The sequence below is a fragment of the Haladaptatus ordinarius genome (assembly GCF_054177595.1).
The window spans coordinates 1-22,658 of record NZ_JBPEHH010000001.1; the positions used below are offsets into that span (position 1 = coordinate 1).

Genomic DNA, 22,658 nt, shown 5'->3' on the forward strand with positions numbered 1-22,658 from the left:
GAATCTCCCGAACACGTGGTATCGAGAGGCGAGACAACCAGCTCCGTCACGCCAGACGCTTCTTGAGGAGGTGAATGCAGCACTGTATGCTGGTTTTACGTCTTAACCGAATACGAATGGACCGAACTGATGTGGTATCCGAGAGCGACGTAGAAGAATCCAAAGAAGAGGGCATCCCGTGTTCGAAACGGTACGTCAACGAGCATTCCATAATTCGTTCGGACGAGACCCACGGTGTGGAAAAGCCCAGCAACGGGCAGTAGAAAGCGGGTTTTTTCGAACTTGACAAAGCAAGCGACGAAAACGAGAGCGTAAATCAATGCCGTCAGAAACCATAGTGGAACGGAAAGCGCGCTTCCAGAGTACAGGAGGTCGACCGTGGAGATGTTGTCGAGGCCACGGTTGACGAGGGCATTCGCTACAGGAACGCCTTGGAACAACGCGAGACCGATTACTGTCGTCACTGAGAGCAGTCTCCCGAACAGGTATATTGACCCGAGTTTCCGGACGAAGCCACTGACGGTCGATTCGACGTTGTCGGCAGTCACCGTCTTTGCGAGAAAGTATCCGGACGTTACGAAAAAGAACGGAACGTCGAACTGACCGATTGTGTCCATCACGAAGTAGATGTGATTTCCGTACGTTCCGAAGCCTCGAAACGGTTGCACGTGTCCGATGACGATGAAAAATATAGCGACCGCTCGCAGGGTATCTATGCTGTGAATTCGATCACTCATCGTAGCTCAAATATCCATTGAGAAGTCGCTCCGCGCTAATTTAAAGTGTCTCCGATACGGCGAGAAAGTCAAGTTAGTTCGTGGCCGCTTCGATAGCACCGCATTTCACGTATCCGAGACGGACGAGAGTACGGCGACGACGGGGCGAGTTCCTTATTCAGAATTACCGTATACATAATAAATCTATAATATAATACTACTTAGAAACCATATCACAATATTTGGTAGCCACAGAGGCATTTTCCGGGGCGTTTTAATCGCATTATTCGTTTTTATAGTAGGTAAATAAGTTAACAGGTAGACAAAAGCTGCCAGATGGTAAGACAATTCTTAGCATTACAGTTTGTTCCCGAAATCGTTTTGAACACCGCTCGCAGAAAGTCAGTATGCCGACTAACCCCGAGACAGACTACGACCCCACGATGGGGGAGAAGTTCATTTTCGTCACAGGGGGCGTCATGTCCGGACTCGGCAAAGGCATTACCGCCGCGAGCACCGGCCGACTGCTCGCCAACGCCGGGTTCGACGTGACTGCCGTGAAGATCGACCCGTATCTCAACGTGGACGCGGGGACGATGAATCCCTACCAGCACGGCGAGGTGTACGTGCTGAAAGACGGTGGCGAGGTGGACTTAGACCTTGGAAACTACGAGCGCTTCCTCGGTGTGGATATGACGTTCGACCACAACATCACCACCGGGAAAGCGTACAAGAACGTCATCGAGCGAGAGCGCGCCGGCGATTACCTCGGTAAGACCGTCCAGATTATCCCGCACATCACGGACGAAATCAAACGCCGTATCCGCGAGGCTGCCGACGGCCACGACGTGTGTATCGTGGAGGTCGGCGGCACGGTGGGCGACATCGAGAGCATGCCGTTCCTCGAAGCCCTCCGTCAGTTCGCCACCGAACAGGACGACGAGGACTTCCTGTTGACCCACGTCACGCTCGTCCCGTACTCGAAGAACGGCGAGCAGAAGACGAAACCGACCCAACACAGCGTGAAAGAACTGCGGAGCATCGGCCTGCAACCCGACGTGCTCGTGGGGCGCTCCGACGACGAACTCGACCCCGAGACGAAATCGAAGATCGCACTCTTCTGTGACGTGCCGACGGACGCCGTCTTCTCGAACCCCGACGTAGAGGACATCTACCACGTCCCGCTGGTCGTAGAGGAGGAGGGTCTAGACGAGTACGTCATGACCCAACTCGAACTGGCCGACAACGCAATGCCGAAAGCCGAGCGCGACAGCGAGTGGCGCGACCTCGTCACGCAGGAGACGGAGGGCGAGGTCGACATCGCCCTGGTCGGGAAGTACGCGCTCGAAGACGCCTACATGTCCATCCACGAGGCGCTGAAACACGCCGGACTGGAGAAGAACGTCGACGTGAACGTCCTCTGGGTGGACTCCGACGAGATGGACGACGACCACGAAGAGCGACTGAGAGAGGCGGACGGAATCGTCGTCCCCGGCGGGTTCGGCAGTCGCGGCACGCAGGGCAAAATCGACGCCGTTCGCTATGCCCGTGAACACGACGTTCCGTTCCTCGGCCTGTGTCTGGGCTTCCAGATGGCCGTCGTGGAGTTCGCCCGAAACGTCCTCGGACTGACGGGCGCGAACTCCGCAGAGATGGACCCCGACACGCCACACCCCGTCATCGACATCCTCCCCGAACAGTACGAAGTCGAAGACATGGGCGGTACGATGCGCCTCGGTGCCCACGAGACGCAGATAGAACCGGGTAGCCTCGCCTACGAGGTGTACGGTGCGACCCAGTGTACCGAACGCCACCGTCACCGCTACGAGGTGAATCCCGAATACTTCGACGACTTCGATGGCTCCGGCCTCGTCTTCTCCGGTCGCGCGGGCAATCGGATGGAGATTCTCGAACTCGACGACCATCCGTACTTCATCGGGACGCAGTTCCACCCCGAGTTCCGTTCCCGCCCCGGTCGGGCGAGTCCGCCGTTCGTCGGCCTCCTCGAAGCGGTGTTAGACGAGACCGAACTCGAACAGGAGGTGGATGTCTGATGGTCGAAACTGGCAAGTTCATCGAGGAAGCGGTCGCAGAGATTCGAGCGGAAGTCGGCGACGAACACGCCATCATCGCGCTGTCTGGTGGCGTCGATTCCTCCGTGGCCGCCGCGCTGGCGTACAAGGCCATCGGCGACCAGTTGACGCCCGTCTACGTCGATACGGGCCTGATGCGGAAGGGCGAGACGACCCAGATTCGCAAGACGTTCTCCTACATGAGTTCGTTGCAGGTCGTAGAGGCACAGGACCGATTCTTCGACGCCCTCTCGGGCGTCACCGACCCCGAAGAGAAGCGTGCCGTCATCGGCGAGCAGTTCATCCGGGAGTTCGAGCGCGAGGCCAAGGAGACGGACGCCGAGTATCTCGTGCAGGGTACCATCTACCCCGACCGAATCGAGAGCGAGGGTGGCATCAAATCCCACCACAACGTCGGCGGCCTGCCGGACGTGGTGGACTTCGAAGGCATCGTCGAACCCGTCCGCGACCTCTACAAGGACGAGGTGCGCGAGGTGGCGCGCGCGCTCGGTCTCGAAGAGATAATCTCCGAGCGGATGCCCTTCCCGGGGCCGGGACTCGCCGTTCGCGTCATCGGCGAGGTGACCCGAGAGAAGGCCCAGGTCGCCCGCGACGCGTGTCACGTGGTCGAGGAGGAACTGGAGGAGTACGACCCGTGGCAGGCGTTCGCCGCCGTCATCGGCAAGGGAACGGGCGTGAAAGGCGACAACCGCGTTCACGGGTGGATCGTCGCGGTTCGGTCGGTCGAATCGCGCGACGGGATGACCGCGCGTGCACAGGAACTCGACTGGGAGACGCTCCAGCGCATCCAGTCGCGCATCACGGGGCAAAACGAGAACGTCGCCCGCGTCGTCTACGACGTGACACATAAACCCCCGGCGACCATCGAGTACGAGTGATGCGCGCAGTCATCGCAGGTCCCGACGAGAGCGGACTCGGTTCGGCGCTGGAGAAAGAAGGCGCCGAGACGACCCGCGTCGATGGAATCGCCTCCCGCCCCGCGCTCGAAGACGCCGGCATCCACGACGCCGACCTGTTCGTCCTGACCGACGTGGGACAGGCCACCGCTATCGCCGTGGCGAAAGACGTGAACCCCGGCGTCAAAGTCGTCGTCTACGACGAGAACACGATTCCCGAGTTCGCGCGTGCGCAGGCCGACCTCATCGTCGACCCGAATCTCTTGACGGTGGCTTCGGTGGCCGAAGAGTTGGTCGACTGAATCGGGATAGACAGAGCTAATCTCTTCGCTATCCGACGTCGTTCCATGCCCCGCGACCGTCGAGACGATTCTACGTCTGACGACACTCGAGACGACTCGACGCCCTACGAACTCCGTGACGAACTACCGACGCCTGAGGAGTTTCTCACGCTCCGCAAGGCCGCCGACATGACCCCCAGAAGCCGTGATGGGGTCGAACGGGGGCTACCGAATTCGGTCTTCGGCGTGACGGTAGTGTACAAGGGGAGCGAGAGACACGGTGATGATAGAGAGGGCAGCAGGGATTGCGATGTCGTCGGCATGGCTCGCATCGTCGGTGACGGTGGTTCGGTGTACTACCTCTGCGATATGGTCGTCCATCCCGACCACCAGCGGCGGGGTCTCGGCACGAAGATGATGGAGCGACTGATGGCGTACCTCGAGGAAAACGCGCCCGAGTCGGCCTACGTGAACCTCATGGCGGACGTCGAGGGGTTCTACGAACGGTTCGGGTTCGAGTACACCGCACCCGCCTCGCGTGGGATGTACCTGCGAACGTAGTGGCTGAACCGAGAGACGAGCGACGTCGTTTTCGTCGCCCGTACCGGCCTACCAACCTCGTTCCCGCTCACTCCGGCGAGAGTCGCTTCTCGTACACGAACTCCCGGACACCGAACCCGCCCTCGGCGCGCTCGTCGACGCGCTCGAAACCACGGGATTCGTAGAAGCCCACGCCCACCTCGTTCTCTGCGAAGACGTTCAATCGGAGGCGTTCGATGGACCGTTCACGCAAGCGTTCCTCGACGCAGTCGAGCAGGCGGGTGCCGAGACCCGACCCCCACTCCTCCGAGACGACGTAGATTCGAACGAGCAGGTACGTGTCCACCTCGTCCGAGAACGGTGCAGCGTGGACGAACCCGACGACGGTTCCCTCCGGACGCTCCGCGACGAACACTTCGTGGTCGGCGTGAGTCGTGCTATCGCGGAGGCCGTCGGGGTCGTACCACTCCTCGATGGTCTCGTCGACGGTGTCGGCCCCGATGATCTCGTCGTACGCGGCGTGCCACGAGTCTCGGGCGACGCGCTGGATAGCCGTCGCGTCGTCCGGTTCCGCGCGGCGAATGAGAGGGTCGGCCATACGAAGATTTCGGCACGAACTGTCAAAAGTTTTTCTCGAAGTGTTTTCCCTCGAAGAGTGGTTCGTGCCGGTCGTCCTCGCCGTCTGGCTCGTCGTCCCGCTGGGTCTCGGCTGTCCGTCGTCGAACGGTCGGACCTCGGATAGCCTCGTGTCGTGTGTGGACTGCAAACAGGTGTGTCGAGAGATGTCATGACGAAGTACGTTTAAACCACATGAGGACAAACGAGGGGCCATGGCCGCCATTCAAACGACTGGTCTCACGAAGCGGTTCGGCGACGTGGTCGCCGTCTCCGATCTCGACCTCGAGGTCGAGGAAGGCGAGGTCTTCGGCTTCCTCGGCCCGAACGGGTCGGGCAAATCCACCACCATCAACATGCTCTTAGACTACGTCCGGCCCACCACCGGCAGTGCCACCGTGCTCGGCTACGACGCCCAGGCCGAGACGCAGGCCATCCATCGGCGCATCGGCATCCTCCCCGATGCGTTCGACCTCTACGACCGTCTCTCCGGGCAAAAACACGTCCAGTTCGCCATCGACTCCAAGCAGACCGACGACACCGTCGCGGACATCCTAGCACGCGTCGGCCTCTCGGCCGAGGACGCCGCGCGTCCGGCGGGCGATTACTCGAAAGGGATGCGCCAGCGGCTCACGCTCGGGATGGCGCTCGTCGGTGACCCCGACCTGCTCATCCTGGACGAACCCTCCTCGGGACTCGACCCGAACGGCGTGCGCGAGATGCGCGAAATCATCCGCGCCGAGGCCGCACGCGGCACCGCCGTCTTCTTCTCCAGCCACATTCTCAGCCAGGTCGAGGCGGTCTGCGACCGCGTCGCCATCATGAATCGCGGCGAACTCGTCACCGTCGACACCATCGCCGGGTTGCGCAAGGCCACCGACTCCGGGGCCACCATGGAACTCACGGTCGACAGCGTGCCGGAGGTGGCGCTGGCCGACATCGACGGCGTGACCAACGTCACGATAGACGGCAACCGCATTGTCGTCACCTACACCGAATCGAGCGCGAAAGCCAAGGTCATCAACCGGGTCGAGGAGGCCGGTTCCACCGTCACCGACATTACCACCAAAGAGTCCTCGCTCGAAGACCTCTTTACCACCTACACCTCCGACGCCGGCGACCAGCGGCTCGAAGATAGCGTGACGGACGACGCCGAAGCCGAACAGGGGGCACAAACATGAGCTGGGCAGTCGTCGCGCGCAAGGACTTCGAAGACGCGGCGCGCTCGAAGATGCTCTGGGCCATCACCGCTCTGTTCGTCTTGACCACCGCCGGCGGGATGTACGCGGCTGGCGTCATCCTCGAACAGCAACAAGCCAGTCAGGCGCTCCAGTGGCTCAGTGCGCCAGCGGCGATGATAGTTCCGCTCGCCGCCCTCGTCGTCGCGTATCTCGCCATCGCGGGGGAACGCGAGTCGGGGAGCATCAAGATACTGCTCGGATTGCCACACACGCGTCGAGACGTGGTAATCGGGAAACTCGTCGGCCGTGCGACCGTCGTCTCCGTAGCGACGATTATCGCCTTCCTCGCAGGGGCAGTCGTGCTACTCGTCCAGTACGGTTCGTTCCCGGTCGTCGATTTCGCCCTGGTCGGCCTGAACACCCTGTTTTTCGGGCTGGTGTTCGTCGGAATCGCTGTCGGTTTCTCGGCGATGATGGCGACCCGGTCGCGTGCGATGGCGGGCGCGATAGGGCTGTTCTTCGTCTTCCAGCTCATCTGGGATTTCGTACCGCTGGGCGTCTACTACGTCGTCAAGGGTGGAATGCCGACCGTCACGAGCGGACTCCCGGCGTGGTACTTCTTCGTCCAGATGATAAACCCGAAGAACGCCTACTCGACGCTCTCGACGTATCTCATGAACCCGGAGACGACGCTCCAGTTCGAGCAACTGCTCGGCGGTGACGTTCCCTTCTATCTGCAGGAGTGGTTCCTGGTGGTCATCATGCTCGCGTGGCTGGTCGTCCCCGTGGTACTGGGCTACTGGCGGTTCCGAAGCGTCGACCTGAGCTAACTCGCGGAAAAACCTTCCTCGACCACTGAAACGGTACCGGCACCGTTCTAGCGAAACCAGCGATTAGATTACGCCCGTTCGTTCTGCCGCTTCGATGGCCGCGGCTTCGTTCATCCCGTTCCCGAGAATCGTATAGCGGTCGCGAATCTCGTGGGCCGTCGTGAGCGATTCGACGACCGTCCCGGCGTCGATTCCGAGTTCGTCCGCCGTCGTCGGTGCGCCGATGGTCGCCAGCGCGTCGCGGATTCCTTGCCAGTCGCCGCCGTGGAGGTACTCCGTGATGATGGTGCCAACGCCCACCTGGTGGCCGTGGAGGGCCGCGTCGGGCACGAGTCGGTCGAGTTGGTGTGAAAAGAGGTGTTCCGCGCCGCTGGCCGGGCGTGACGACCCGGCGATGCTCATCGCCACGCCGGAGGAGACCAGCGCCTTGGTGACGACCCACGCCGACTCTTCGAGGCCGGGTTTGATGGAGTCGGCGTTGTCCACCAGCATCTCGGCGGTCATCTCCGAGAGTGCGGCCGCGTACTCGGAGAATTCGACGTTCTGGAGCCGGTTCGCGAGTCGCCAGTCCTTGACGGCGGTGTAGTTGCTGATGATGTCGGCACACCCCGCAGTGGTGAGCCGCCACGGCGCGTCCGCGAGGATTTCCGTGTCGGCGACCACCGCGAGCGGCGGTTCTGCGGCCACGCTGTGCCGGGTGTCCTTCTCGGGGACCGAACCGCGCCCGCTGACGATACCGTCGTGGCTCGCTGCGGTCGGAATCGAGACGAAACCGTGTCCCAACTCGTCGCTCGCCATCTTGGCGATGTCGATGGCCTTGCCACCACCGACGCCGACGAGGTAGCCGGCATCGACCTCACGGGCGACCGCCATGACGCGCTGTACCGATGCAAAACTCGCTTCCTCGACGACGACCGTTTCGACGTCGAATCCCGCGTCCTCGAACTGGTCAGCGACGCGCTCTCCGGCGACTTCGTTCGGCGTCGGACTCGTCACGAGCAGGGGAGTTCCGTGCAAGTGGAGTTCGGAGATGGCATCTACCGTCTCCGAGAGGACGCCGTGGCCCACCAGGACGTTCCGCGGGAGACGAATCCACGTCGACTTCTCGAACATAACCCTCAGTCGTTCGTGCGCCGTGAAACAGTTTCCGCTCCGAGGAGCGCGAATCGACCCGAAGTGGTTTCGGAGCACGCCGTGGCGGTGTGGAAGGAAAAACGGTAAGCGACCGCTGACGGAGCAGACCGGACTATCGAGTGTTACGAAGATAGTTACACTCAGACAACAGTTTCAAATGGATACGGTAATTTTTATAATAGCCCGTCGCAATGCCTTCGGTAGACCAAGCCGGATCCACGGTATTCGAGAGGTCTACACCTATGAACGGGAATATTAACGACAGTGACGATGGAAGCGTTATCGCGAACACGAGCAATCAGAATCGACACGCCTCTTACACCGATGGCGAACCGCTCAGCACGGCAGTGGTCAAAGCGCTCGCCGAGGTCGCCGGGGACGACCCCGCATCGATGGGGGTACCGCTCTACGACGCTATCGACCCGGATGCACTAGACAATCTATTTACCGACAGGCACGATGGCACGCCGCGGATGGGTGGGACGGTCGTGTTCACCATCCTCGATTACGAGGTAACCGTCGAAAGCTACGGTGAAATCGTCGTTCGAGAACAGAGTTAGCGAAGACCTGTAAGCGTCTCTCCACGGGAGTCCCGAGTGGAGACGCCGTTCGTACATTTCTGAACGACGGACCGCCCGCGATCTCATCACGACGGCACCCCCGCCGAGCGTGGTCAGGGACGCTGGCGGGCTATCTCCCGAATCGAACCGGAGAGGAGGTCGACCGCGACGGGGAGACTGTCTTCGTCGACGTCGAAGGTCGCCGTGTGGTGGCCGCCGGGGTGGTCGGTGCCGACGCCGACGTAGGCCGCGAGACCGCCGTTTTTCTGGACCTCCTGCATGAGATACGTCGCGTCTTCGCTCCCGCCGAGCGAATCCCGGCGAATGGGGTTGTCCACGCCCCGGGTTTCGCGCGCGACGCCGTCGACGATGTCGACAAGCCCTTCGTCGCTCTCGGCGCTAGGTGCTTCGCCCTCCGTACTCAGTTCCACCGAACAACCGTGCATCGCCGCCGCGTTTTCGAGGATGCGCTCGGCACGCTCTTTCATGTAATCTTTGAGTTCGGTTGTCTCGCCGCGCACCTCGCCCTCGATGAAGGCGTGTTCGGGGATGATGTTCGTCGCCGTCCCACCGCCGACCAGTCCGGCGTTGACGCGCGTCGGGCCGTCGCTGTGGCGAGGAATGGCGTAGAGGTTCTGGATGGCGGCCGCCATCGCCTGTACCGCGTTCTCGCCTTCGTCCGGTTTACCGCCGGCGTGGGCCGGTTCCCCCTCGAACTCCGCACGGAAGTGACTCACCGCGAGAAAGCCGTCGATGCCGGCGACGACCTCACCGGTCGGGTGGTCGAGACCGATGTGAACCGCGAGCAGATAGTCCACGTCGTCCAGATGGCCGCTTTTCGCCATCGGCTTCCCGCCGGCGACCATCTCCTCGCCGGGTTGAAAGAGCACCTTCAGCGTCCCCTCGAAGTCACTCTCCTCGATGGCCTCGACGACGCCCAGACCGATGGTCGTGTGCGCGTCGTGACCGCAGGCGTGCATCGCGCCCGCGTGCTCGGAGCGAAAGCCCTCGGCCGCCGGAACGTGGTCGTCGTCGGCCGACTCCTCGCGGAGGAGGCCGTCGATGTCCACGCGCAGGGCAATGGTCGGTCCTTCGCCGCGTCCGACGACGGCGAGTGCGCCCGTGAAGCCGCCTTCGAGTCGTTCGAGGATGTCCTCGCGTGCGCCCGCCTGTCGCGCCTGTTCGTACCAGCGACCGAGTTCGGCGTCGTCGGGGACGGCCATGCGCTCGTCTTCGGAGAGCACCTCCGGACCGACGTACAGTTCGTCGACGCCGATGGATTCGAGTTCGGCCACGATTCGGCAGGTGGTGTAGAACTCACGCCACGCGGGTTCGGGGTGACGGTGGAGGTCACGGCGGAGTTCGACCAGGCGGTCTCGGCGTGTTTGCTGGGTCATGTAGGGGCGGACGAAGGCCGCCGTCTTAAAATCTCGAGAGCGGGCAGGGGTTGCTCGTTTCGAGCAGACGTGGGGATTCTGGAGGACTCGACCAGCGTCCGGAACTGCGTTCGGTGGGGGGTCGGCTCGGTACGGCTCGAAGACGGGGTCGTCGAAAGCGCGTAGCACGTTCGTGGTCGTGTTCGCCATGTCGACGTATCACCTCGCACGAACTGTGATTTATAGTCCCGTGTGGTCATGGCATAGCATGATAGAGGTAAAATAGATGGGTGCGTCAGATGAAAGTCGCGACGAAGCGGTAGAAGAAGAGTTGATGGAAGCGAAAGAGGCCCGGAGCGGTCCGCGAATCGAGTTCTACGGCGGGAAGTGGATGAGCACCATCCCCATCGCGCTGTTCATCGTCTGGGCGGTCTTCCAGAGCGGGTTCCTCGGCATCGGGGACACGACGGGGCTCGTCATCGGGATGCTCGTCTCGCTCATCGTGGGCATGTTCTTCGCGAAAGGCGACTGGAAGACCTACGCGAACACCATCTTCGAGGGGATGACCCAGCGCGTGGCTGCGACGGCCATCGTCGCGTGGCTGTGGGCAGGCATGTTCGCACAGGTGCTCCAAGACGGTGGTTTCGTAGAAGGGCTCGTCTGGGCTGCCGACGCGCTGAGCGTCGGTGCCGCGTTGTTCCCGGCGGCGACGTTCATCCTCGCCGCACTGCTGGCGACGGGTATCGGAACCGGCTACGGGACGACCATCGCGTTCACGGGGCTGTTCTTCCCTGCGGGCGTTCTCATCGGCGCGAGTCCGGCGTTGATGTTCGGCGCGATTCTCTCGGGTGCCGTGTTCGGTGACAACCTCGCGCCGGTCAGCGACACGACCATCGTAAGCGCGGTGACACAGGACTCGGACATCGGTGGCGTCGTCGCCTCCCGGTTCAAGTACGCCATCTTCGCGGCGATACTGGCGCTCGCGGGGTACGTCATCGCGGGGTCGATGATGCAGGGAGACCCCGTCTCGGGGTCCAGCGTCCTCGAAGGAGACCCGGTCGGTCTCGTCCACCTCGTCTCGATGCTCATCGTCATCGTGACGGCAGTCGCGGGGCGACACATCGTGGAGGCCATCTCGTGGGGACTCCTCTTCGCCGTCGTCGTCAACCTCACGCTCGGCCTCGCCCCGCTTCAGAGGATGCTCCTCTTCTACGCGCCGAGAAACGGACCGTTCGCGCAGGAACTGGGATTCCTGCCGATAGTGCAGGTCGTCGCGCCGGATGCTGAGACCGCTGGTACCGTCAGCGGGAGCCTCTACGCCGGCGCGGAAGGCTTCTTCCCGCTCATCGTGTTGACCTTGCTCATCGTCGCGGGCGCACAGATCATGATTCGGGGCGGAGGCTTCGAAGCGCTGCAGAACTGGCTGTTGAACAGCGTCGCCACCAGCGTCCGTCGGGCAGAGACAACGATGGTACTCGGGACGGCGGGCGTCAACGCGATGATAACCATCAACACGGCGGCAGAAATCGCTATCGCACCGTACGTCGCCCGTATCGGCCAGCGGTTCAACATCAACGGTTACCGGCGTGCGAACATCCTCGACGCCAATAGCTCCGCGATGGGATACATCTTCCCGTGGGGTGGCGGCGTGTTGGTCGGGTACGCAACGATGATTCAGCTCGTGGACAACAGCCAGTTCGGATGGTTCACGCAGTCGATGGTGGTCAACCCCGCCGAAGTCTGGCTCTTCGTCTTCCACGGCTGGTTCCTGTTCGGCGTCTTCATGCTCTCTGCACTGACCGGATTCGGTCTGGAGTACGTCTCCGACCGCCGCTCCGAGGAGGTGGCACGAGTATGAGTCTCTTCGACAAGTATCTCAAGGGGTGGTCGTTCCGCACGAACAAACCCGAGTTCGACGTGGGTGAAGAGATAGACCTGTACATCACGGGCTACGAGAACGGGACTGCCGTCGCTCGGGTCGGTGACACCATCCTCGACGTCGATGGCGCACCTGTGAGTGCGATAGACACTCACGTCCGACTTCGCATAGAGGAATTCGACGCGAACGACCACGTCGGACGGGCGACGTATCTCGAACCGATAGACTGAGCGTCGTTCTCGGGCCATCTACGGCCGAACTTCTTCGACGTCGACATCGAGACAGGAGCCAGTTACCGTGAGGTCACCAGGTGACATTCAGTTCAGCCAACATTTATAGCGATAGAATCCGTAGTTAATCGCGCAGCACCTGTGGGGGGGTGCCACTCGATGAAGAACGAGAAAAACGACACGAGAGACAGGACAGGGACGAAAACAGACGACTCACGCAGGGATTTCATGAAGAAAGGTGCATTGACGGCTAGCGCAGTCGGACTCGGCCTCGCCGGGGCGGGGACGACCGCTGCACAGCAGAGAGACGACGTGCTCGTGTACACCGACGACTACATCGCTCGAACGCCGTTCCGCATCGTCTCCCAGCTCCCGCAATCCATCACGATTCAACTGCTCAGACTCCCGAACGGCAACACCGTTCCGGAGATCTCGCAGCCGGACGACTACAACGGGTACGCCATGAGATACAGCACCGGTAACCAGAACGTCATCGGTGCGAGCTACGTGTTCACGACGGGAACGCTCCAGGAAGACACTCGCTACCGGTTCGCAACGGAGGCGAACGTCTTCAACGGGCGTCTCAATCTGCTGAACACGACCGCTAGCCGCATCGGCGGTGGCGGTGGTAGCGGAAACTAATCCCACGACGGCTCTTTTTCACGGCGACAGGAGAATCAGTCGGGTCGAAGCAGACGCATAGAAGACGAAACACTCACGCTTTTCGCATGCCCTGAACGTTGTCGAGTTCGATTTCGACGCGGATTCCGGGCGGGAACTCCATGTCGGTGAGACGGCGAGCGACGTCGTTGTGACCGATGATTTCCATCTTCCGCGTGTACACCGTGTACTCCCAACTGCGGAACTGTTTGCTCTCGTCCCCCGAGAGCGTCTTGTACTGTGGCACTCGTTTTCGTTCCGGTGGGTCGGAGTGTGGCCCCCGGAGTTCGGCCCCCTTCCGTTCGACCATCGAGCGGATTTCCGAGACCACCTTGTCGAGAACTGGTCGGTTCCCGCTCTGAAGTAGTATCTTCGTGATGAAAGTCATGGCTGGCTCTGTAGGCAGTATACCGTCCCACTACGTAAAATGTCTGCTTCTGTTTCGGGGGGTTAAATTTCAACATCCCACAGTTTTCTATGAATGAAGGTATAGTAGAATGTAACCCGTGCGCGGAAAATCGTCCGAGAACACCGGTGCTGGTCCGACATTCCTTTAATGGCGAACCTCATAGATGAACGCAATGGCAGTCCAAGCTACGAGCGCGGGTGCGATCCTGTTTCGGGACACCCGCGGTCGCAGGGAATACCTCCTCCTTAAAAGCCGTCCAGGCGACTGGGAGTTCCCCAAAGGCGGCGTGGAGGGCGACGAAGAGCTACAGCAAACGGCAATTCGGGAAGTGAAAGAAGAAGCGGGAATCAGTGATTTCCGCCTCCTCGACGGTTTCCGGGACGATTACAGCTACGTCTTCGAAGCGAACGGCAAGACGATTCACAAGACGGTTCACCTGTTCATCGCGAAATCCTACGAAGCCAGCGCGGAACTCTCGAACGAGCACCGCGACTTGCAGTGGCGCGATTACGAACAGGCAATCAACACCATCACGCAGGACGGTCCCCGAGATATCCTCCGCGACGCACACGAGTTCCTCGAAGAGTACGTCGAGGACTGAAAAAATCGGATTTTTCGGTCGTTATCGACGACGCGCGAGTAGCGTAACTCCTGCGAGCGCGGTCACCGCGACGGCGACACCGAATCCGGGTTGTCCGTCGCTCTCGGTCGTGGTCGTCGTAGCGTCGGTAGTCGTGGTCGTTTCGTCTCCCGATCCATCGTCCGTCGTGGTGGTCGTGGTCGTCCTGGCGTCGGTCGTTCCGTCGGCCTGGACGTTGAGACCACCGTGGGCGATGGCCGAGGCGTTCTCGCCGGTTCCGGCGTAGACGGTGAGACCGTACATGTTCGCCGGGAGTTCGCCGTCGACCGTCGTTTCGTTCGTGACGGTGAGGTTGTCGGCGTCCGATTTCGTCGTCAGCGCCGTGCCGTCGCCGCTGCCAGCTTTCGCGGTGTCGAACAGCAAGACGACCTGTCCATCACCGTTTCCGTCGGTGACGGTGGCGTTCAGCGTGTAGTCCGACTGGCCGCCGCCGACCTGGACGGTGATGTTGTCGAGGTCGGTGAGGGTGAGGTTCATGGTGGCCGTGTCACCTCGCGTCACGTCGTAGATGGAATCGTTGAAGGTGACCGTACCGTTGGTATCGTCTGCCTGTTGGTAGACCAGGGGCGACTGTACAGCAGGGGTTCGTGTGGTGTCAGTGGCGCTCCCGGTGGGGCCTGCCATCGCAGTTCCCGCGAGAAGCGAGACGACCATCAGGGTAGTCAGGGTTTGTCGTACGTTCATAGTTGTCTAGGTAGTAGAGCGGTAAAACCGCATTCACCCGTCGCGTGACGAGCGTACGTGAACGTTCGCAGGAGCAAATAAATGTTTTTTGTTACGAAGCTAGTCGAATCGCTTACCACTCTACGAGCGAAAGAACTGCTATGGGCGAACCGGAGTTCACCTTCGAACTGCGCGTCTGCCGCTGGGCGGAGCGACACTGGCCGCCCGAGGGACACGAGCGCAGCGTACTCGTCGCCCGACAACTCGGCGTCAAGCGCAGGCGATGGGATACGGTCGTCGTGGAGGTGGATCCGGACGCACTCGCACAGCGTAGGCAGTTCGGTCGCGGACGGTTGGACGGCGACCTCTTGTTCGTCGTGCAAAACGCGCCGGAGGAGTGGGAGTGGTATCGAGACGCCCTGCCCGACCCCGGCTATCCGTGGCGATACGTCCGGGAGACGATTCACGAGGCGGACGACCGCGATATTCTAGACGTTCGAAAACGTGGTCGACGCCTCGAACTCCGACGGCGATACGAGTATCCAGACTGGGTTCGACGTATCGTCGCCATCGAGAACAAACCCGACCTGGACGCGAGCGCCGCCCGCGATTTGCGCCCGCAGTTGGAACGGGACGTTGCCTTCGCACTGGCCGACGAGGTGTGGATCGCCACGCGCGAAACGGGGGAGCGAGTCGAACCTGCGCTGCTCGAATCGATGCCGGTCGAGGCAGGCATCCTGACCGTCGGCGAACGAGCGCCAGAAAGGAGTGACGGCGGGGACGGGAGAGACGACACCGGGAGAACCCACGACGCCTCAGTAGCGTGGTTTCCCCGGACGCTCGACGTGAGCGCGCCGGGGACTCGAATTCTGGAACGACCGGCGGGAGGAAAGTACGACCAGTCTGCGGCGCGGTTCGAGTACGTCTCGCCCGAGACGAAACGCGAAAAACGACTCGAAATCGCAGAACGGGCATACGAACGCGGCTGGCGGTCGTACACTCGCACGATGCGTCCGGACTGCCGGCACTTCGAACTGCGACACGAGAACGAGACGATGCTGCCGTACTGTGCGGCGAAAGCCCGCCACCAGACCGCGGCGGAGTGTTCGGGGCGATGCCCGCAGTTCGAACCCGAACCGCCGGCGTGGCGACAGCGAGGGTGGCCCATCGAGGGTGGTCCCGGAAAGGCGATTCAGCGACTGCTCGAATCGCGCCGGGAGCGACATCGACCGGGATAGAAGACGCTTCGAGCGGCGTCGGTGAAAATCGAACGTTATCCCGACTCTTCGACGGAGATATCCTCGCGCGGGACGGCGAGTTTGAACGTCGGAACGGTTCGGTAGACGACCTCCACGACGCCCTTTCGCTTCAGACTCTGGAGTGCGGAACGCACGTCGTCGACGTCGGGGTCGACGTCGAACGCCTCTCGGAGGTTGTTGAGGACGGAGACGACGCTCTCGGAGCGGTCGTCGGGACCAGCGAGTACGTCGAACACCTGTCGCTGGAGTTTCGGCACGCGGACGACGCTCGGCGCGTCACCGTCCTCGTCGGCGACCATGCCGGGTTCCACGTCCACGAGGTCGTTGGCCTCCGTCGTCGCGCAGATGTAGCTGTTTTCGTCCCGGTAGTAGTACTCTTTCAGTTCGTTTTCGAGATACTGGTGGACTTCGCTCCCGCTTTCTAATCCCCACCGTTCCTGTAGTTCGCTGTTTTTCGTGGGCTGGAGTTCGACCAGGTCAGCGAGTCGTTCGCGGGCCTCCTCGGACAGCGTCATCGTCCGATGGGTATGGGTGGGTGTTATTTCCCTGTTGCGGAGCGACCCGAGCGGCGCCCTCGTCTTTTCTGGAGCGGCGTCGGCGACCCGCGTCGTTCTCGGGCATCGGGGACGTGACGAGACCAACGTGAGCAGTCCACCTCGACCGAGTGGTCGGTCGACCAGCGCCAGTGTCCGGTACCTCGTCACGGATGTCACTCGAAGTGCAGTTATCGAAAAACGGTCGCGGTCGAAGCGGGACGGTCAGGCGTTCTCGGCGAACAGTTCGTCGACTGCCGCGCGAGCCGCCAGTGCGGCGTCGTTCGCCACCTTCTCCTCGTCCCGACCCGCGTCGGGCGCGTTGACGTACACGTCCACGTCGAGGATGCCCTCTTCGAACGCGACAGTCACGTCGAAGTCTTTCACTTGTGATTGCTTGATACGTTGGAAGATAACGTCCTCGGCCGCCGTTGCGGCAGTCTGGACAACTTCCTCGTCGCTGACCATTGCTTACGCGCCGCCAGCGCCGCCGGGGCCGGTCGGGCCACCTGGGCCTGCGCCTGCACCGCCGCCGAGCATGGTCTGGAGTTCGCTCTGGAGGCTCTCGAACTGCTCTCGGACGCGTTCTTCTTGCTTTTCGAGCGTCTCGACGCGAATCTCGAGACTGTTGACCTTGTCTTCGAGGTCGTCCTGTGCCTCGTCGTAGTCCGTCTTCACGAAGAGTTCGCCGACCTCGCGGAACATCGTCGTGTCCTCGTCGATGTTCTCCAGTTCGTCGAGCGCGTTCTGTGCATCGGTGAGCTGTGTCTCGGCCTGGTTCTTCTGGACGGCGACCTGCTGGGCCGTATCCTGAAGGTCCTGCAGTTGTTCGAGCTTCTCCTGTGCTTCCGGTGGAAGATTACCCTGCATACCTCGTCTCTCGTGGTGGGGACGGAAAAAGCCACGCTTTTAGACGAGCGCGGGATAGCGGTCGGAATCGACCGCAGTCGGTCGATTCGGGTCGCACTCTTCGGGACACGTTGTCGCCTCCCAACTCGGTCCGACTCGGCCTGACTCGAATCAATTCGTCTCGCTCCGGCAGAACTATTATAGCACGTTGATACGAATCGGCAGGTATGAACGTTTTCGTCGCAGGCGCGACCGGTGTCCTCGGTCGCCGACTCGTCACCGAACTCATCGACAGAGACCACACCGTCGTCGGTCTCACGCGCGACGAACGAGGGGACGAACTCGTCGCCGAACGCGGCGGTGAACCACGACGGGGTGACGTGCTCGACCGCGAATCCCTGCTGGCCGCCGCCGAAGACTGTGACGTGTTGGTCCACGCCGCGACCGCGATTCCGACCAGCCGAAAACCGACGGAAGCAGAGTGGGTTCGCAACGATCGAGTGCGCGCCGGGGGAACACGAAATCTCGTCTCGGTGGCCGCAGAAATCGACGCCCGTCGACTCCTCTTCCAGAGCATCACGTGGCTCGCCCGACAGCCGGACGGGTCGCCGTTCGACGAAGACGCCACGCCAAATCCGGACCGGACGACGCGGTCGGCACTCGACGCGGAGCGAATCGTCCGACGTGGCGGTGACGAACACGGCTTCGAGGTCGGTATCCTGCGCTGTGGGTGGTTCTACGCGCCCGACTCCTCCCACACCCGCCAGATGGGTTCCGGACTGCTCGACGGGACGTTTCCCATCCTCGGTGGCGGACTCCTCGGAAGACGGGACGCGACGCTCTCGATACTCCACGTCGAAGACGCGGCACGGGCGTTCGCCACCGCAGTCGACTCCGACGCCACCGGTCTCTGGCACGTGACCGACGACGAATCGGTCACGTTCGCAACCTTCCTGCGGACGTTCGCCGACCACCTCGGAGCGTCGACGCCACGCCGGATTCCGGGGTGGCTGGTACGTCCAGTCGTCGGCACGGCGTCGGTTCGCCTGCTGACGCAGTCTGCACCGACCTCGAACGAGCGGTTCCGCGCAACGTTCGACTGGGAACCGCGCTACCCGACCTACCGGGATGGTCTCGCCGACGTAGTCGAAACGTGGCGCGACGACGGAACGCTCGTCGAGATGGGAGATACCCCGTCACTCGAACCGCGTTCCACGTCCGGGATGGCTGGGAGCGGCGAGTGACTGAAAACTGACCGTCGCTGGCATCGCGCTCGGTGCGTACCTGCTCGTCAATCCGGTCCACGGCGTCCGCACGTCGCCACACCGGTTCCGTTGACGCTGTTCCAGTCGACGTTCGTCGGCCTCGTGGTGACGCTCTCATCCGTGGTCGGGGTCGTCTTCCCGTGGCGCGGGCGGAAGTCGGGAGCGCGGTGTTCACACTCTCGATGACCCGCATCGCTCGCGTTCGGCATCTACTTCCACTTTCTCGTCCCGAACCCGGACGACGTTCACGCCGTCGGTGGGCCGTGGGAACTGCCCGTCTTCCTGACCGTCGTGCTGGTCGCAACGGCGGGACTGGGTGGTGGCGGCGGCGCGTGGTTCAAGTGGCAGCCGACCGAGAACCAGGGACCGCGATCTAGCGACCGTCGACCGAGGTGGCCCGGCCGCTCGTCGAAACCTCCTCCGCCACACCTACCAACGTCTGCCAGGTGTTCAGGGCGGCCCGGAGCGCGACGAGGTCGTCGGCTTCGATGCGAACGACGAGGGTCTTTCCGTCGCGGTCGATCGTCGCCCGCGAGCGGTCGCCCGCTATCTCGCCGACTTCCTGTTCGACGCTTCGGAAAACGAGGACTGTGCGCTCGTCGGTTTCGTAGTCGAATTCGAGAAACGCGTCGTGAGACACGGCGTTACCGGACGTTGACTTCCTTCACGTCGCGGCTTCGTTCTTTGAGCAGGACGCGGTGCCCGCAGTACGGACAGCGGACGCCGCCGTACTCGTCCAGTTCGACGTCCCGCTTGCAGCGCGAGCACTTGTAACTCATTCTTCGTCGGAGAGGGCGGCGCGGATGGAACGCTTGACGGTCTGTCCAGCGGGCGTCTGTGGACGGTAGGTCCCGCCAGCGAACTTGTAGTCACACCGAGCACACGCCCAGATACCCGTGCCCTTCCGGTCGACGGTGTCGTTCCCGCACTCCGGACAGGTGTGGTTTTCGTGCATGTTCGATTCGATTTCGGAGACGCGCTTGCGTGCGACGCGGCCGTATCGCGCTCCGAACCGTCCGGCGCTACCGGTCCGTGATCGACTGTCTTCGGCCATAGTAGCGGAGATTAACCCGAGAACACTGATAAACCCTTTGAGTTTACGTCGGGGGGCGGGCCAGCGCGTACGCGACGACGAGCACCGCCGCGAGCAGTCCGACCACTGCCGCCGGAAACGACGTGAACTGTCCTGCTACGAATCCACCGCCCGAGAGCGTCGGGATCGCTGCGAGCACTGCGTCGTAGCGAGAGGCCATGTAATTACATATAATTAGCCACCCTCAAAAGGGCTGTGGCTACTGGAACCCCGCGCCTTCCAGGACTTCGTTCAGGTCCTCGCGCACGCGTTCGCCGCGTTCGCGGTCCATCGCCGTGGTGACGACGCGGTTTTCCTGCACGCTCGACCCGTCACGCAAGAGCAGTCGGACGTTCCCGTTCTCGTCGGCCCGCGTCGCTTTCGCCCGGACGCCGGAGGACGAACTCGAACCGCCCGCGGTAATCGGCCCGGGAACGATCTTCTTGACGTGCGGATGGGACGCGACCTCCCGAATCGCGCGCATCCCGTCTCGGTTCCCGATGAGCGTGGAGTGGGCACCACCCAGTTTCTCGCTTGGGGGCGTCTCGACGACCTCCAGCGACCGCTCTCCCCGGCGTTCGAGCACCTCCTCGACCGGCTTCTCGTCGCCCACCCGGTAGAAGTCGTGGTGCAGTTGGGCGCGCACCGCTCGAATCACGTCCCGGTCGCCCGCCGCGTACACCTCCTCGGGGCGCTTTCGTCGAACCTCGTCCGCGATTCGCCCGGCGAAATTGCGGAGTTCGACCACCTCCCGTTCCCCGTCTTCGGGCGTCGTTCGGACGTCGGTCACGCCGACCACCTCCTCGTCCAGCAGCATCGTCATCGTCGCGTGGTCACGGGACAGGTCGAGAACCACCGTGTCGGCGTTGTGCGTCCGGCAGACCAGACAGTAGTCGCCTGGACGTTCGAGCGAGGACACGCACTGCCGACACTCCATGGACCTCACTTTCCAATCGTCGGGTTTAGTCTCCCCGTTTCGGAATGGGATACCGTGAGCGGACGAAGCATCGGATGGGAGCACTCACCGCCGTCGTACTTGACTCGCTGGCGTCCGCTTATTCCCTCCCGACGAAACGGTGAGTGTGGATCCCTGTCACTCCTGTTCCATTATCTCCGCGATACCCTCGCCGCAGGCGCTACAGTACTTTGCTCCCTCCGCGACGGCGGCCCCGCAGTTCGGACAGGTCATGCCGACCGGGTCCGGTTCGGTCGGCAGCTCCGCCCCGCAGCTTCGACAGTAATCTGCATCCGGGTCGACGTCCGCGCCACACGCCGGGCACTCCCGTCCAGACTCCCAGAGCACCCGACGCTGTGAGTCGTTGACGTACTTGTACGCCGCGTAGGCCAGATTGCCGATGCCGAGCGTCCACCAGAACGTCAGCAGCGCGAGGACGACGTGGACGCCGAAGTCGCCGTAGTTTCGCTTCACGAGGACGACCCTGTCGGGTGCCTCGGACTCGATTCGCCACCCCTCCGCGAGTGCGGCGTCGACTTCGCGCTGGATTCGACTACTTCGCATCCTCGCATCTCCGTCGAGTTCCCTGTATCGTTTCCATTTTCGTTCCCGTTCGAAGTACGTTGGCGAGGGGGAAATGGCTATCCCACGTCGAGGTGGGTGGTCATCCCATGACGAGCGGATCGGCTTTCAGGAACTCGCGTAAGAAGACCGTGGCGTACGACCCCGAAGGAAGCGAAAATTCGAACGACAGCGGGTCGTTCGACAGCACGAACTCGGTTCGAACCAGCATCGCTCGACGAGTGCCGGTCGAGTAGAACTCCCCGGGCAAGTTGAAATCGGCGGAGTCGAGGTTGAGGTCGGCCAGCACCTCGCGCTCGATGTCCCCCTGTTCGCCCTCCGCAAGTTCCGTCTCGGTGCCGACCAGCGGTGCGGTGACGAACGCGCGACCGCGTTCACAGTGGCGCTCGATGGTGCGGACGCGTTTTTCGGTCACGCGCTGTCGTCGGTCGACGTCCGGAACGACCAGTCCGTCGACCTCCTCGGCGAAACAGACCACGTCGCCAGCGACGGGTCTGTCGAACGGCAGTCCTCTGCGGAGTCGTTCGCTGAGAATCCGGTTGAAGACGAACGACTGGGCCGCGTTCACGAGCAATCGCTGGAGGTTGGTCGGCAGGGCTTCGAGCGCGGCCCGAAAGTCCGCAGGTTCGGGGTCCTCGCTGCCGTGTTCTGCGAGTTGGTGGACCATCGCTCGCTCGAATCCCAGTCGCTTCGGCAGGGCGTCGAGCGCGGCGTTCCAGTCCGGTGCGATCGCCTCGACTTCCCGACGGGCCTCCTGGGTGTCTTCGGGTTCGGTTTCGAAAGGATTGCCGACGTAGGCCATCACCGCCTTCTCCCACTCGCCGCGAACGACGTGCAGGCCGACTTCGTGCGTGACGGGTCGCCGACTGCCGAACCGCTGTTGACCGAAGAAGTTCGGCACGGCGAGTCGATTTGGGTCTTGTTCGCCAGCGAATTCTCGCAGTTCGTCTGCGATCTTCTCGGCGTTCTCCTGTCGGTCGGGATTCGAGACGGTTATCTCGAACTCGTTGCCCGCGAGGTCGCCGAACTGGAGCGCCCGTCCCGCCCGCCCCACCGGTTCGATGTCGGCGTCCCCGAGGTCGGGAAGGTCGTCGTGGTCGACCTTTCGGAGACTGAACAACTGCGTCGTCACCGCCCGCTTGTCCTTCGTCCCGGCCCACGAGACGCGTTCGCGGCTGATGCCGAGCGCGCTGGAGAGCCTGCGGGCGAAATCGTTCGTGTCCCACCCGCGCAGGGTCACCCGGACGACGAGGTGGGGGTACGCCCCCGAGTCGGCGTCGAGCGGCTCGGTGTCGAATCGCTCGATTTCGCGCACGCGAAAGTCGTCGTTCGTCTCGCGGAGCGTGCCCCCCACACCGTCGGTGTCGCTGACGTAGTACTCCATACCGACCACGGTCTCGACAGGATGTGCCTCGCGCATTCGTCCGGAGATTGGACCCG

31 protein-coding genes are annotated in these 22,658 nt (G+C 62.4%); 14 read left to right on the plus strand and 17 right to left on the minus strand.

Going from position 1 to position 22,658, the window contains the following annotated elements:
• Nucleotides 1–95 precede the first annotated feature (95 nt).
• A complete protein-coding gene (locus ACR3FF_RS00005) occupies nucleotides 96–737 on the minus strand; it encodes an acyltransferase family protein (RefSeq protein WP_458184913.1) in 642 nt (213 codons plus the stop codon).
• Nucleotides 738–1,123: 386 nt separating this feature from the next.
• On the opposite strand from ACR3FF_RS00005, the gene ACR3FF_RS00010 reads away from it, so the two are divergent.
• From ACR3FF_RS00010 to ACR3FF_RS00025, 4 genes are read left to right on the plus strand one after another with little or no spacing between them, the layout of a single operon-like run.
• Nucleotides 1,124–2,770 carry a CTP synthase gene (locus tag ACR3FF_RS00010; RefSeq protein WP_458184914.1) on the plus strand — a complete coding sequence of 549 codons (1,647 nt, stop codon included), beginning with the start codon at nucleotides 1,124–1,126 and terminating at the stop codon, nucleotides 2,768–2,770.
• The gene (gene guaA, locus ACR3FF_RS00015; protein ID WP_458184915.1) at nucleotides 2,770–3,687 is read left to right on the plus strand and encodes a glutamine-hydrolyzing GMP synthase; all 918 of its coding nucleotides are present in this window, start codon (nucleotides 2,770–2,772) and stop codon (nucleotides 3,685–3,687) included. Before ACR3FF_RS00010 ends, guaA begins: the two co-directional genes overlap by 1 nt.
• Nucleotides 3,687–4,007 carry a DUF7126 family protein gene (locus ACR3FF_RS00020; RefSeq protein WP_458184916.1) on the plus strand — a complete coding sequence of 107 codons (321 nt, stop codon included), beginning with the start codon at nucleotides 3,687–3,689 and terminating at the stop codon, nucleotides 4,005–4,007. The genes guaA and ACR3FF_RS00020 overlap by 1 nt, the downstream gene beginning before the upstream one ends.
• Nucleotides 4,008–4,052: 45 nt before the next feature.
• Nucleotides 4,053–4,547, plus strand: coding sequence for a GNAT family N-acetyltransferase (locus ACR3FF_RS00025; protein ID WP_458184917.1), 495 nt, complete (start codon nucleotides 4,053–4,055; stop codon nucleotides 4,545–4,547).
• A 67-nt stretch (nucleotides 4,548–4,614) separates the two neighbouring features.
• Here ACR3FF_RS00025 and ACR3FF_RS00030 read toward each other — a convergent pair whose 3' ends face one another.
• Nucleotides 4,615–5,124, minus strand: coding sequence for a GNAT family N-acetyltransferase (locus ACR3FF_RS00030; RefSeq protein ID WP_458184918.1), 510 nt, complete (start codon nucleotides 5,122–5,124; stop codon nucleotides 4,615–4,617).
• 40 nt (nucleotides 5,125–5,164) lie between these two features.
• Here ACR3FF_RS00030 and ACR3FF_RS00035 point away from each other — a divergent pair, with 40 nt between their 5' ends.
• From ACR3FF_RS00035 to ACR3FF_RS00045, 3 genes are read left to right on the plus strand one after another with little or no spacing between them, the layout of a single operon-like run.
• The gene (locus ACR3FF_RS00035; protein ID WP_458184919.1) at nucleotides 5,165–5,317 is read left to right on the plus strand and encodes a hypothetical protein; all 153 of its coding nucleotides are present in this window, start codon (nucleotides 5,165–5,167) and stop codon (nucleotides 5,315–5,317) included.
• A gap of 39 nt (nucleotides 5,318–5,356) precedes the next feature.
• A complete protein-coding gene (locus ACR3FF_RS00040) occupies nucleotides 5,357–6,322 on the plus strand; it encodes an ABC transporter ATP-binding protein (RefSeq protein WP_458184920.1) in 966 nt (321 codons plus the stop codon).
• The gene (locus ACR3FF_RS00045; RefSeq protein ID WP_458184921.1) at nucleotides 6,319–7,152 is read left to right on the plus strand and encodes an ABC transporter permease; all 834 of its coding nucleotides are present in this window, start codon (nucleotides 6,319–6,321) and stop codon (nucleotides 7,150–7,152) included. Before ACR3FF_RS00040 ends, ACR3FF_RS00045 begins: the two co-directional genes overlap by 4 nt.
• A 63-nt stretch (nucleotides 7,153–7,215) precedes the next feature.
• Here the strand turns inward: ACR3FF_RS00045 and ACR3FF_RS00050 are convergent, their stop codons facing one another.
• Nucleotides 7,216–8,265, minus strand: a complete 1,050-nt coding sequence (locus ACR3FF_RS00050) for an NAD(P)-dependent glycerol-1-phosphate dehydrogenase (RefSeq protein WP_458184922.1) — start codon at nucleotides 8,263–8,265, stop codon at nucleotides 7,216–7,218.
• A gap of 263 nt (nucleotides 8,266–8,528) precedes the next feature.
• Between ACR3FF_RS00050 and ACR3FF_RS00055 the strand changes: the two genes are divergently transcribed.
• The gene (locus ACR3FF_RS00055) at nucleotides 8,529–8,846 is read left to right on the plus strand and encodes a HalOD1 output domain-containing protein (protein WP_458184923.1); all 318 of its coding nucleotides are present in this window, start codon (nucleotides 8,529–8,531) and stop codon (nucleotides 8,844–8,846) included.
• A 113-nt stretch (nucleotides 8,847–8,959) separates the two neighbouring features.
• On the opposite strand, the gene ACR3FF_RS00060 is transcribed toward ACR3FF_RS00055, so the two are convergent.
• Nucleotides 8,960–10,243 (minus strand): amidohydrolase, encoded by a 1,284-nt coding sequence (locus ACR3FF_RS00060; RefSeq protein WP_458185344.1) that lies wholly within the window; start codon nucleotides 10,241–10,243, stop codon nucleotides 8,960–8,962.
• A gap of 265 nt (nucleotides 10,244–10,508) precedes the next feature.
• On the opposite strand from ACR3FF_RS00060, the gene ACR3FF_RS00065 reads away from it, so the two are divergent.
• From ACR3FF_RS00065 to ACR3FF_RS00075, 3 genes are all read left to right on the plus strand, one after another.
• Nucleotides 10,509–12,080, plus strand: a complete 1,572-nt coding sequence (locus ACR3FF_RS00065) for a Na+/H+ antiporter NhaC family protein (protein ID WP_458184924.1) — start codon at nucleotides 10,509–10,511, stop codon at nucleotides 12,078–12,080.
• Nucleotides 12,077–12,331 (plus strand): DUF7513 family protein, encoded by a 255-nt coding sequence (locus ACR3FF_RS00070; RefSeq protein WP_458184925.1) that lies wholly within the window; start codon nucleotides 12,077–12,079, stop codon nucleotides 12,329–12,331. The genes ACR3FF_RS00065 and ACR3FF_RS00070 overlap by 4 nt, the downstream gene beginning before the upstream one ends.
• Nucleotides 12,332–12,490: 159 nt before the next feature.
• The gene (locus ACR3FF_RS00075; RefSeq protein ID WP_458184926.1) at nucleotides 12,491–12,973 is read left to right on the plus strand and encodes a twin-arginine translocation signal domain-containing protein; all 483 of its coding nucleotides are present in this window, start codon (nucleotides 12,491–12,493) and stop codon (nucleotides 12,971–12,973) included.
• Between the two features lie 73 nt (nucleotides 12,974–13,046).
• Here ACR3FF_RS00075 and ACR3FF_RS00080 read toward each other — a convergent pair whose 3' ends face one another.
• Nucleotides 13,047–13,379: a 30S ribosomal protein S10 gene (locus ACR3FF_RS00080; RefSeq protein ID WP_458184927.1), complete on the minus strand. Its 333-nt coding sequence runs from the start codon at nucleotides 13,377–13,379 to the stop codon at nucleotides 13,047–13,049.
• Between the two features lie 193 nt (nucleotides 13,380–13,572).
• Here ACR3FF_RS00080 and ACR3FF_RS00085 point away from each other — a divergent pair, with 193 nt between their 5' ends.
• Nucleotides 13,573–14,001, plus strand: coding sequence for a bis(5'-nucleosyl)-tetraphosphatase (locus ACR3FF_RS00085; RefSeq protein ID WP_458184928.1), 429 nt, complete (start codon nucleotides 13,573–13,575; stop codon nucleotides 13,999–14,001).
• Between the two features lie 21 nt (nucleotides 14,002–14,022).
• On the opposite strand, the gene ACR3FF_RS00090 is transcribed toward ACR3FF_RS00085, so the two are convergent.
• Complete coding sequence (locus tag ACR3FF_RS00090) at nucleotides 14,023–14,724, minus strand: DUF7827 domain-containing protein (RefSeq protein ID WP_458184929.1); 702 nt, start codon at nucleotides 14,722–14,724, stop codon at nucleotides 14,023–14,025.
• 140 nt (nucleotides 14,725–14,864) lie between these two features.
• Between ACR3FF_RS00090 and ACR3FF_RS00095 the strand changes: the two genes are divergently transcribed.
• Nucleotides 14,865–15,941: a DUF5787 family protein gene (locus tag ACR3FF_RS00095; RefSeq protein WP_458184931.1), complete on the plus strand. Its 1,077-nt coding sequence runs from the start codon at nucleotides 14,865–14,867 to the stop codon at nucleotides 15,939–15,941.
• 35 nt (nucleotides 15,942–15,976) lie between these two features.
• Here the strand turns inward: ACR3FF_RS00095 and ACR3FF_RS00100 are convergent, their stop codons facing one another.
• From ACR3FF_RS00100 to ACR3FF_RS00110, 3 genes are all read right to left on the minus strand, one after another.
• Nucleotides 15,977–16,477 carry a DUF5797 family protein gene (locus ACR3FF_RS00100; RefSeq protein WP_458184933.1) on the minus strand — a complete coding sequence of 167 codons (501 nt, stop codon included), beginning with the start codon at nucleotides 16,475–16,477 and terminating at the stop codon, nucleotides 15,977–15,979.
• A 243-nt stretch (nucleotides 16,478–16,720) separates the two neighbouring features.
• Nucleotides 16,721–16,963, minus strand: coding sequence for a DUF3194 domain-containing protein (locus tag ACR3FF_RS00105; RefSeq protein WP_458184934.1), 243 nt, complete (start codon nucleotides 16,961–16,963; stop codon nucleotides 16,721–16,723).
• 3 nt (nucleotides 16,964–16,966) lie between these two features.
• Nucleotides 16,967–17,365: a prefoldin subunit beta gene (locus ACR3FF_RS00110; protein WP_458184936.1), complete on the minus strand. Its 399-nt coding sequence runs from the start codon at nucleotides 17,363–17,365 to the stop codon at nucleotides 16,967–16,969.
• A 206-nt stretch (nucleotides 17,366–17,571) separates the two neighbouring features.
• Here ACR3FF_RS00110 and ACR3FF_RS00115 point away from each other — a divergent pair, with 206 nt between their 5' ends.
• Nucleotides 17,572–18,588 (plus strand): NAD-dependent epimerase/dehydratase family protein, encoded by a 1,017-nt coding sequence (locus tag ACR3FF_RS00115; RefSeq protein ID WP_458184937.1) that lies wholly within the window; start codon nucleotides 17,572–17,574, stop codon nucleotides 18,586–18,588.
• A 47-nt stretch (nucleotides 18,589–18,635) separates the two neighbouring features.
• Here ACR3FF_RS00115 and ACR3FF_RS00120 read toward each other — a convergent pair whose 3' ends face one another.
• From ACR3FF_RS00120 to truD, 8 genes are all read right to left on the minus strand, one after another.
• Nucleotides 18,636–18,818, minus strand: coding sequence for a hypothetical protein (locus ACR3FF_RS00120; protein ID WP_458184939.1), 183 nt, complete (start codon nucleotides 18,816–18,818; stop codon nucleotides 18,636–18,638).
• Nucleotides 18,819–18,982: 164 nt separating this feature from the next.
• Nucleotides 18,983–19,249: a KEOPS complex subunit Pcc1 gene (locus ACR3FF_RS00125; protein ID WP_458184940.1), complete on the minus strand. Its 267-nt coding sequence runs from the start codon at nucleotides 19,247–19,249 to the stop codon at nucleotides 18,983–18,985.
• A gap of 4 nt (nucleotides 19,250–19,253) precedes the next feature.
• Nucleotides 19,254–19,388, minus strand: coding sequence for a DNA-directed RNA polymerase subunit P (locus ACR3FF_RS00130; protein ID WP_007979966.1), 135 nt, complete (start codon nucleotides 19,386–19,388; stop codon nucleotides 19,254–19,256).
• Nucleotides 19,385–19,663 (minus strand): 50S ribosomal protein L37ae, encoded by a 279-nt coding sequence (locus ACR3FF_RS00135; RefSeq protein ID WP_458184942.1) that lies wholly within the window; start codon nucleotides 19,661–19,663, stop codon nucleotides 19,385–19,387. The genes ACR3FF_RS00130 and ACR3FF_RS00135 overlap by 4 nt, the downstream gene beginning before the upstream one ends.
• A 43-nt stretch (nucleotides 19,664–19,706) precedes the next feature.
• Complete coding sequence (locus ACR3FF_RS00140) at nucleotides 19,707–19,862, minus strand: DUF8015 family protein (protein WP_458184944.1); 156 nt, start codon at nucleotides 19,860–19,862, stop codon at nucleotides 19,707–19,709.
• 39 nt (nucleotides 19,863–19,901) lie between these two features.
• Entirely contained in the window at nucleotides 19,902–20,618 is a 717-nt protein-coding gene (locus ACR3FF_RS00145; protein WP_458184946.1) for a DUF2103 domain-containing protein, read from the minus strand.
• A gap of 156 nt (nucleotides 20,619–20,774) precedes the next feature.
• Nucleotides 20,775–21,200, minus strand: coding sequence for a zinc ribbon domain-containing protein (locus tag ACR3FF_RS00150; RefSeq protein ID WP_458184948.1), 426 nt, complete (start codon nucleotides 21,198–21,200; stop codon nucleotides 20,775–20,777).
• A 100-nt stretch (nucleotides 21,201–21,300) separates the two neighbouring features.
• A complete protein-coding gene (gene truD / locus ACR3FF_RS00155; RefSeq protein WP_458184950.1) occupies nucleotides 21,301–22,638 on the minus strand; it encodes a tRNA pseudouridine(13) synthase TruD in 1,338 nt (445 codons plus the stop codon).
• Nucleotides 22,639–22,658: the final 20 nt, after the last annotated feature.

Coding starts and splice junctions, on each gene's coding strand:
- ACR3FF_RS00005 (WP_458184913.1), bottom strand. CDS start 737: ATGAGTGATCGAATTCACAGCATAGATACCCTGCGAGCGGTCGCTATA.
- ACR3FF_RS00010 (WP_458184914.1), top strand. CDS start 1,124: ATGCCGACTAACCCCGAGACAGACTACGACCCCACGATGGGGGAGAAG.
- guaA (WP_458184915.1), top strand. CDS start 2,770: ATGGTCGAAACTGGCAAGTTCATCGAGGAAGCGGTCGCAGAGATTCGA.
- ACR3FF_RS00020 (WP_458184916.1), top strand. CDS start 3,687: ATGCGCGCAGTCATCGCAGGTCCCGACGAGAGCGGACTCGGTTCGGCG.
- ACR3FF_RS00025 (WP_458184917.1), top strand. CDS start 4,053: ATGCCCCGCGACCGTCGAGACGATTCTACGTCTGACGACACTCGAGAC.
- ACR3FF_RS00030 (WP_458184918.1), bottom strand. CDS start 5,124: ATGGCCGACCCTCTCATTCGCCGCGCGGAACCGGACGACGCGACGGCT.
- ACR3FF_RS00040 (WP_458184920.1), top strand. CDS start 5,357: ATGGCCGCCATTCAAACGACTGGTCTCACGAAGCGGTTCGGCGACGTG.
- ACR3FF_RS00045 (WP_458184921.1), top strand. CDS start 6,319: ATGAGCTGGGCAGTCGTCGCGCGCAAGGACTTCGAAGACGCGGCGCGC.
- ACR3FF_RS00050 (WP_458184922.1), bottom strand. CDS start 8,265: ATGTTCGAGAAGTCGACGTGGATTCGTCTCCCGCGGAACGTCCTGGTG.
- ACR3FF_RS00055 (WP_458184923.1), top strand. CDS start 8,529: ATGAACGGGAATATTAACGACAGTGACGATGGAAGCGTTATCGCGAAC.
- ACR3FF_RS00060 (WP_458185344.1), bottom strand. CDS start 10,243: ATGACCCAGCAAACACGCCGAGACCGCCTGGTCGAACTCCGCCGTGAC.
- ACR3FF_RS00065 (WP_458184924.1), top strand. CDS start 10,509: ATGGGTGCGTCAGATGAAAGTCGCGACGAAGCGGTAGAAGAAGAGTTG.
- ACR3FF_RS00070 (WP_458184925.1), top strand. CDS start 12,077: ATGAGTCTCTTCGACAAGTATCTCAAGGGGTGGTCGTTCCGCACGAAC.
- ACR3FF_RS00075 (WP_458184926.1), top strand. CDS start 12,491: ATGAAGAACGAGAAAAACGACACGAGAGACAGGACAGGGACGAAAACA.
- ACR3FF_RS00080 (WP_458184927.1), bottom strand. CDS start 13,379: ATGACTTTCATCACGAAGATACTACTTCAGAGCGGGAACCGACCAGTT.
- ACR3FF_RS00085 (WP_458184928.1), top strand. CDS start 13,573: ATGGCAGTCCAAGCTACGAGCGCGGGTGCGATCCTGTTTCGGGACACC.
- ACR3FF_RS00090 (WP_458184929.1), bottom strand. CDS start 14,724: ATGAACGTACGACAAACCCTGACTACCCTGATGGTCGTCTCGCTTCTC.
- ACR3FF_RS00095 (WP_458184931.1), top strand. CDS start 14,865: ATGGGCGAACCGGAGTTCACCTTCGAACTGCGCGTCTGCCGCTGGGCG.
- ACR3FF_RS00100 (WP_458184933.1), bottom strand. CDS start 16,477: ATGACGCTGTCCGAGGAGGCCCGCGAACGACTCGCTGACCTGGTCGAA.
- ACR3FF_RS00105 (WP_458184934.1), bottom strand. CDS start 16,963: ATGGTCAGCGACGAGGAAGTTGTCCAGACTGCCGCAACGGCGGCCGAG.
- ACR3FF_RS00110 (WP_458184936.1), bottom strand. CDS start 17,365: ATGCAGGGTAATCTTCCACCGGAAGCACAGGAGAAGCTCGAACAACTG.
- ACR3FF_RS00115 (WP_458184937.1), top strand. CDS start 17,572: ATGAACGTTTTCGTCGCAGGCGCGACCGGTGTCCTCGGTCGCCGACTC.
- ACR3FF_RS00120 (WP_458184939.1), bottom strand. CDS start 18,818: ATGCCGAACGCGAGCGATGCGGGTCATCGAGAGTGTGAACACCGCGCT.
- ACR3FF_RS00130 (WP_007979966.1), bottom strand. CDS start 19,388: ATGAGTTACAAGTGCTCGCGCTGCAAGCGGGACGTCGAACTGGACGAG.
- ACR3FF_RS00135 (WP_458184942.1), bottom strand. CDS start 19,663: ATGGCCGAAGACAGTCGATCACGGACCGGTAGCGCCGGACGGTTCGGA.
- ACR3FF_RS00140 (WP_458184944.1), bottom strand. CDS start 19,862: ATGGCCTCTCGCTACGACGCAGTGCTCGCAGCGATCCCGACGCTCTCG.
- ACR3FF_RS00145 (WP_458184946.1), bottom strand. CDS start 20,618: ATGGAGTGTCGGCAGTGCGTGTCCTCGCTCGAACGTCCAGGCGACTAC.
- ACR3FF_RS00150 (WP_458184948.1), bottom strand. CDS start 21,200: ATGCGAAGTAGTCGAATCCAGCGCGAAGTCGACGCCGCACTCGCGGAG.
- truD (WP_458184950.1), bottom strand. CDS start 22,638: ATGCGCGAGGCACATCCTGTCGAGACCGTGGTCGGTATGGAGTACTAC.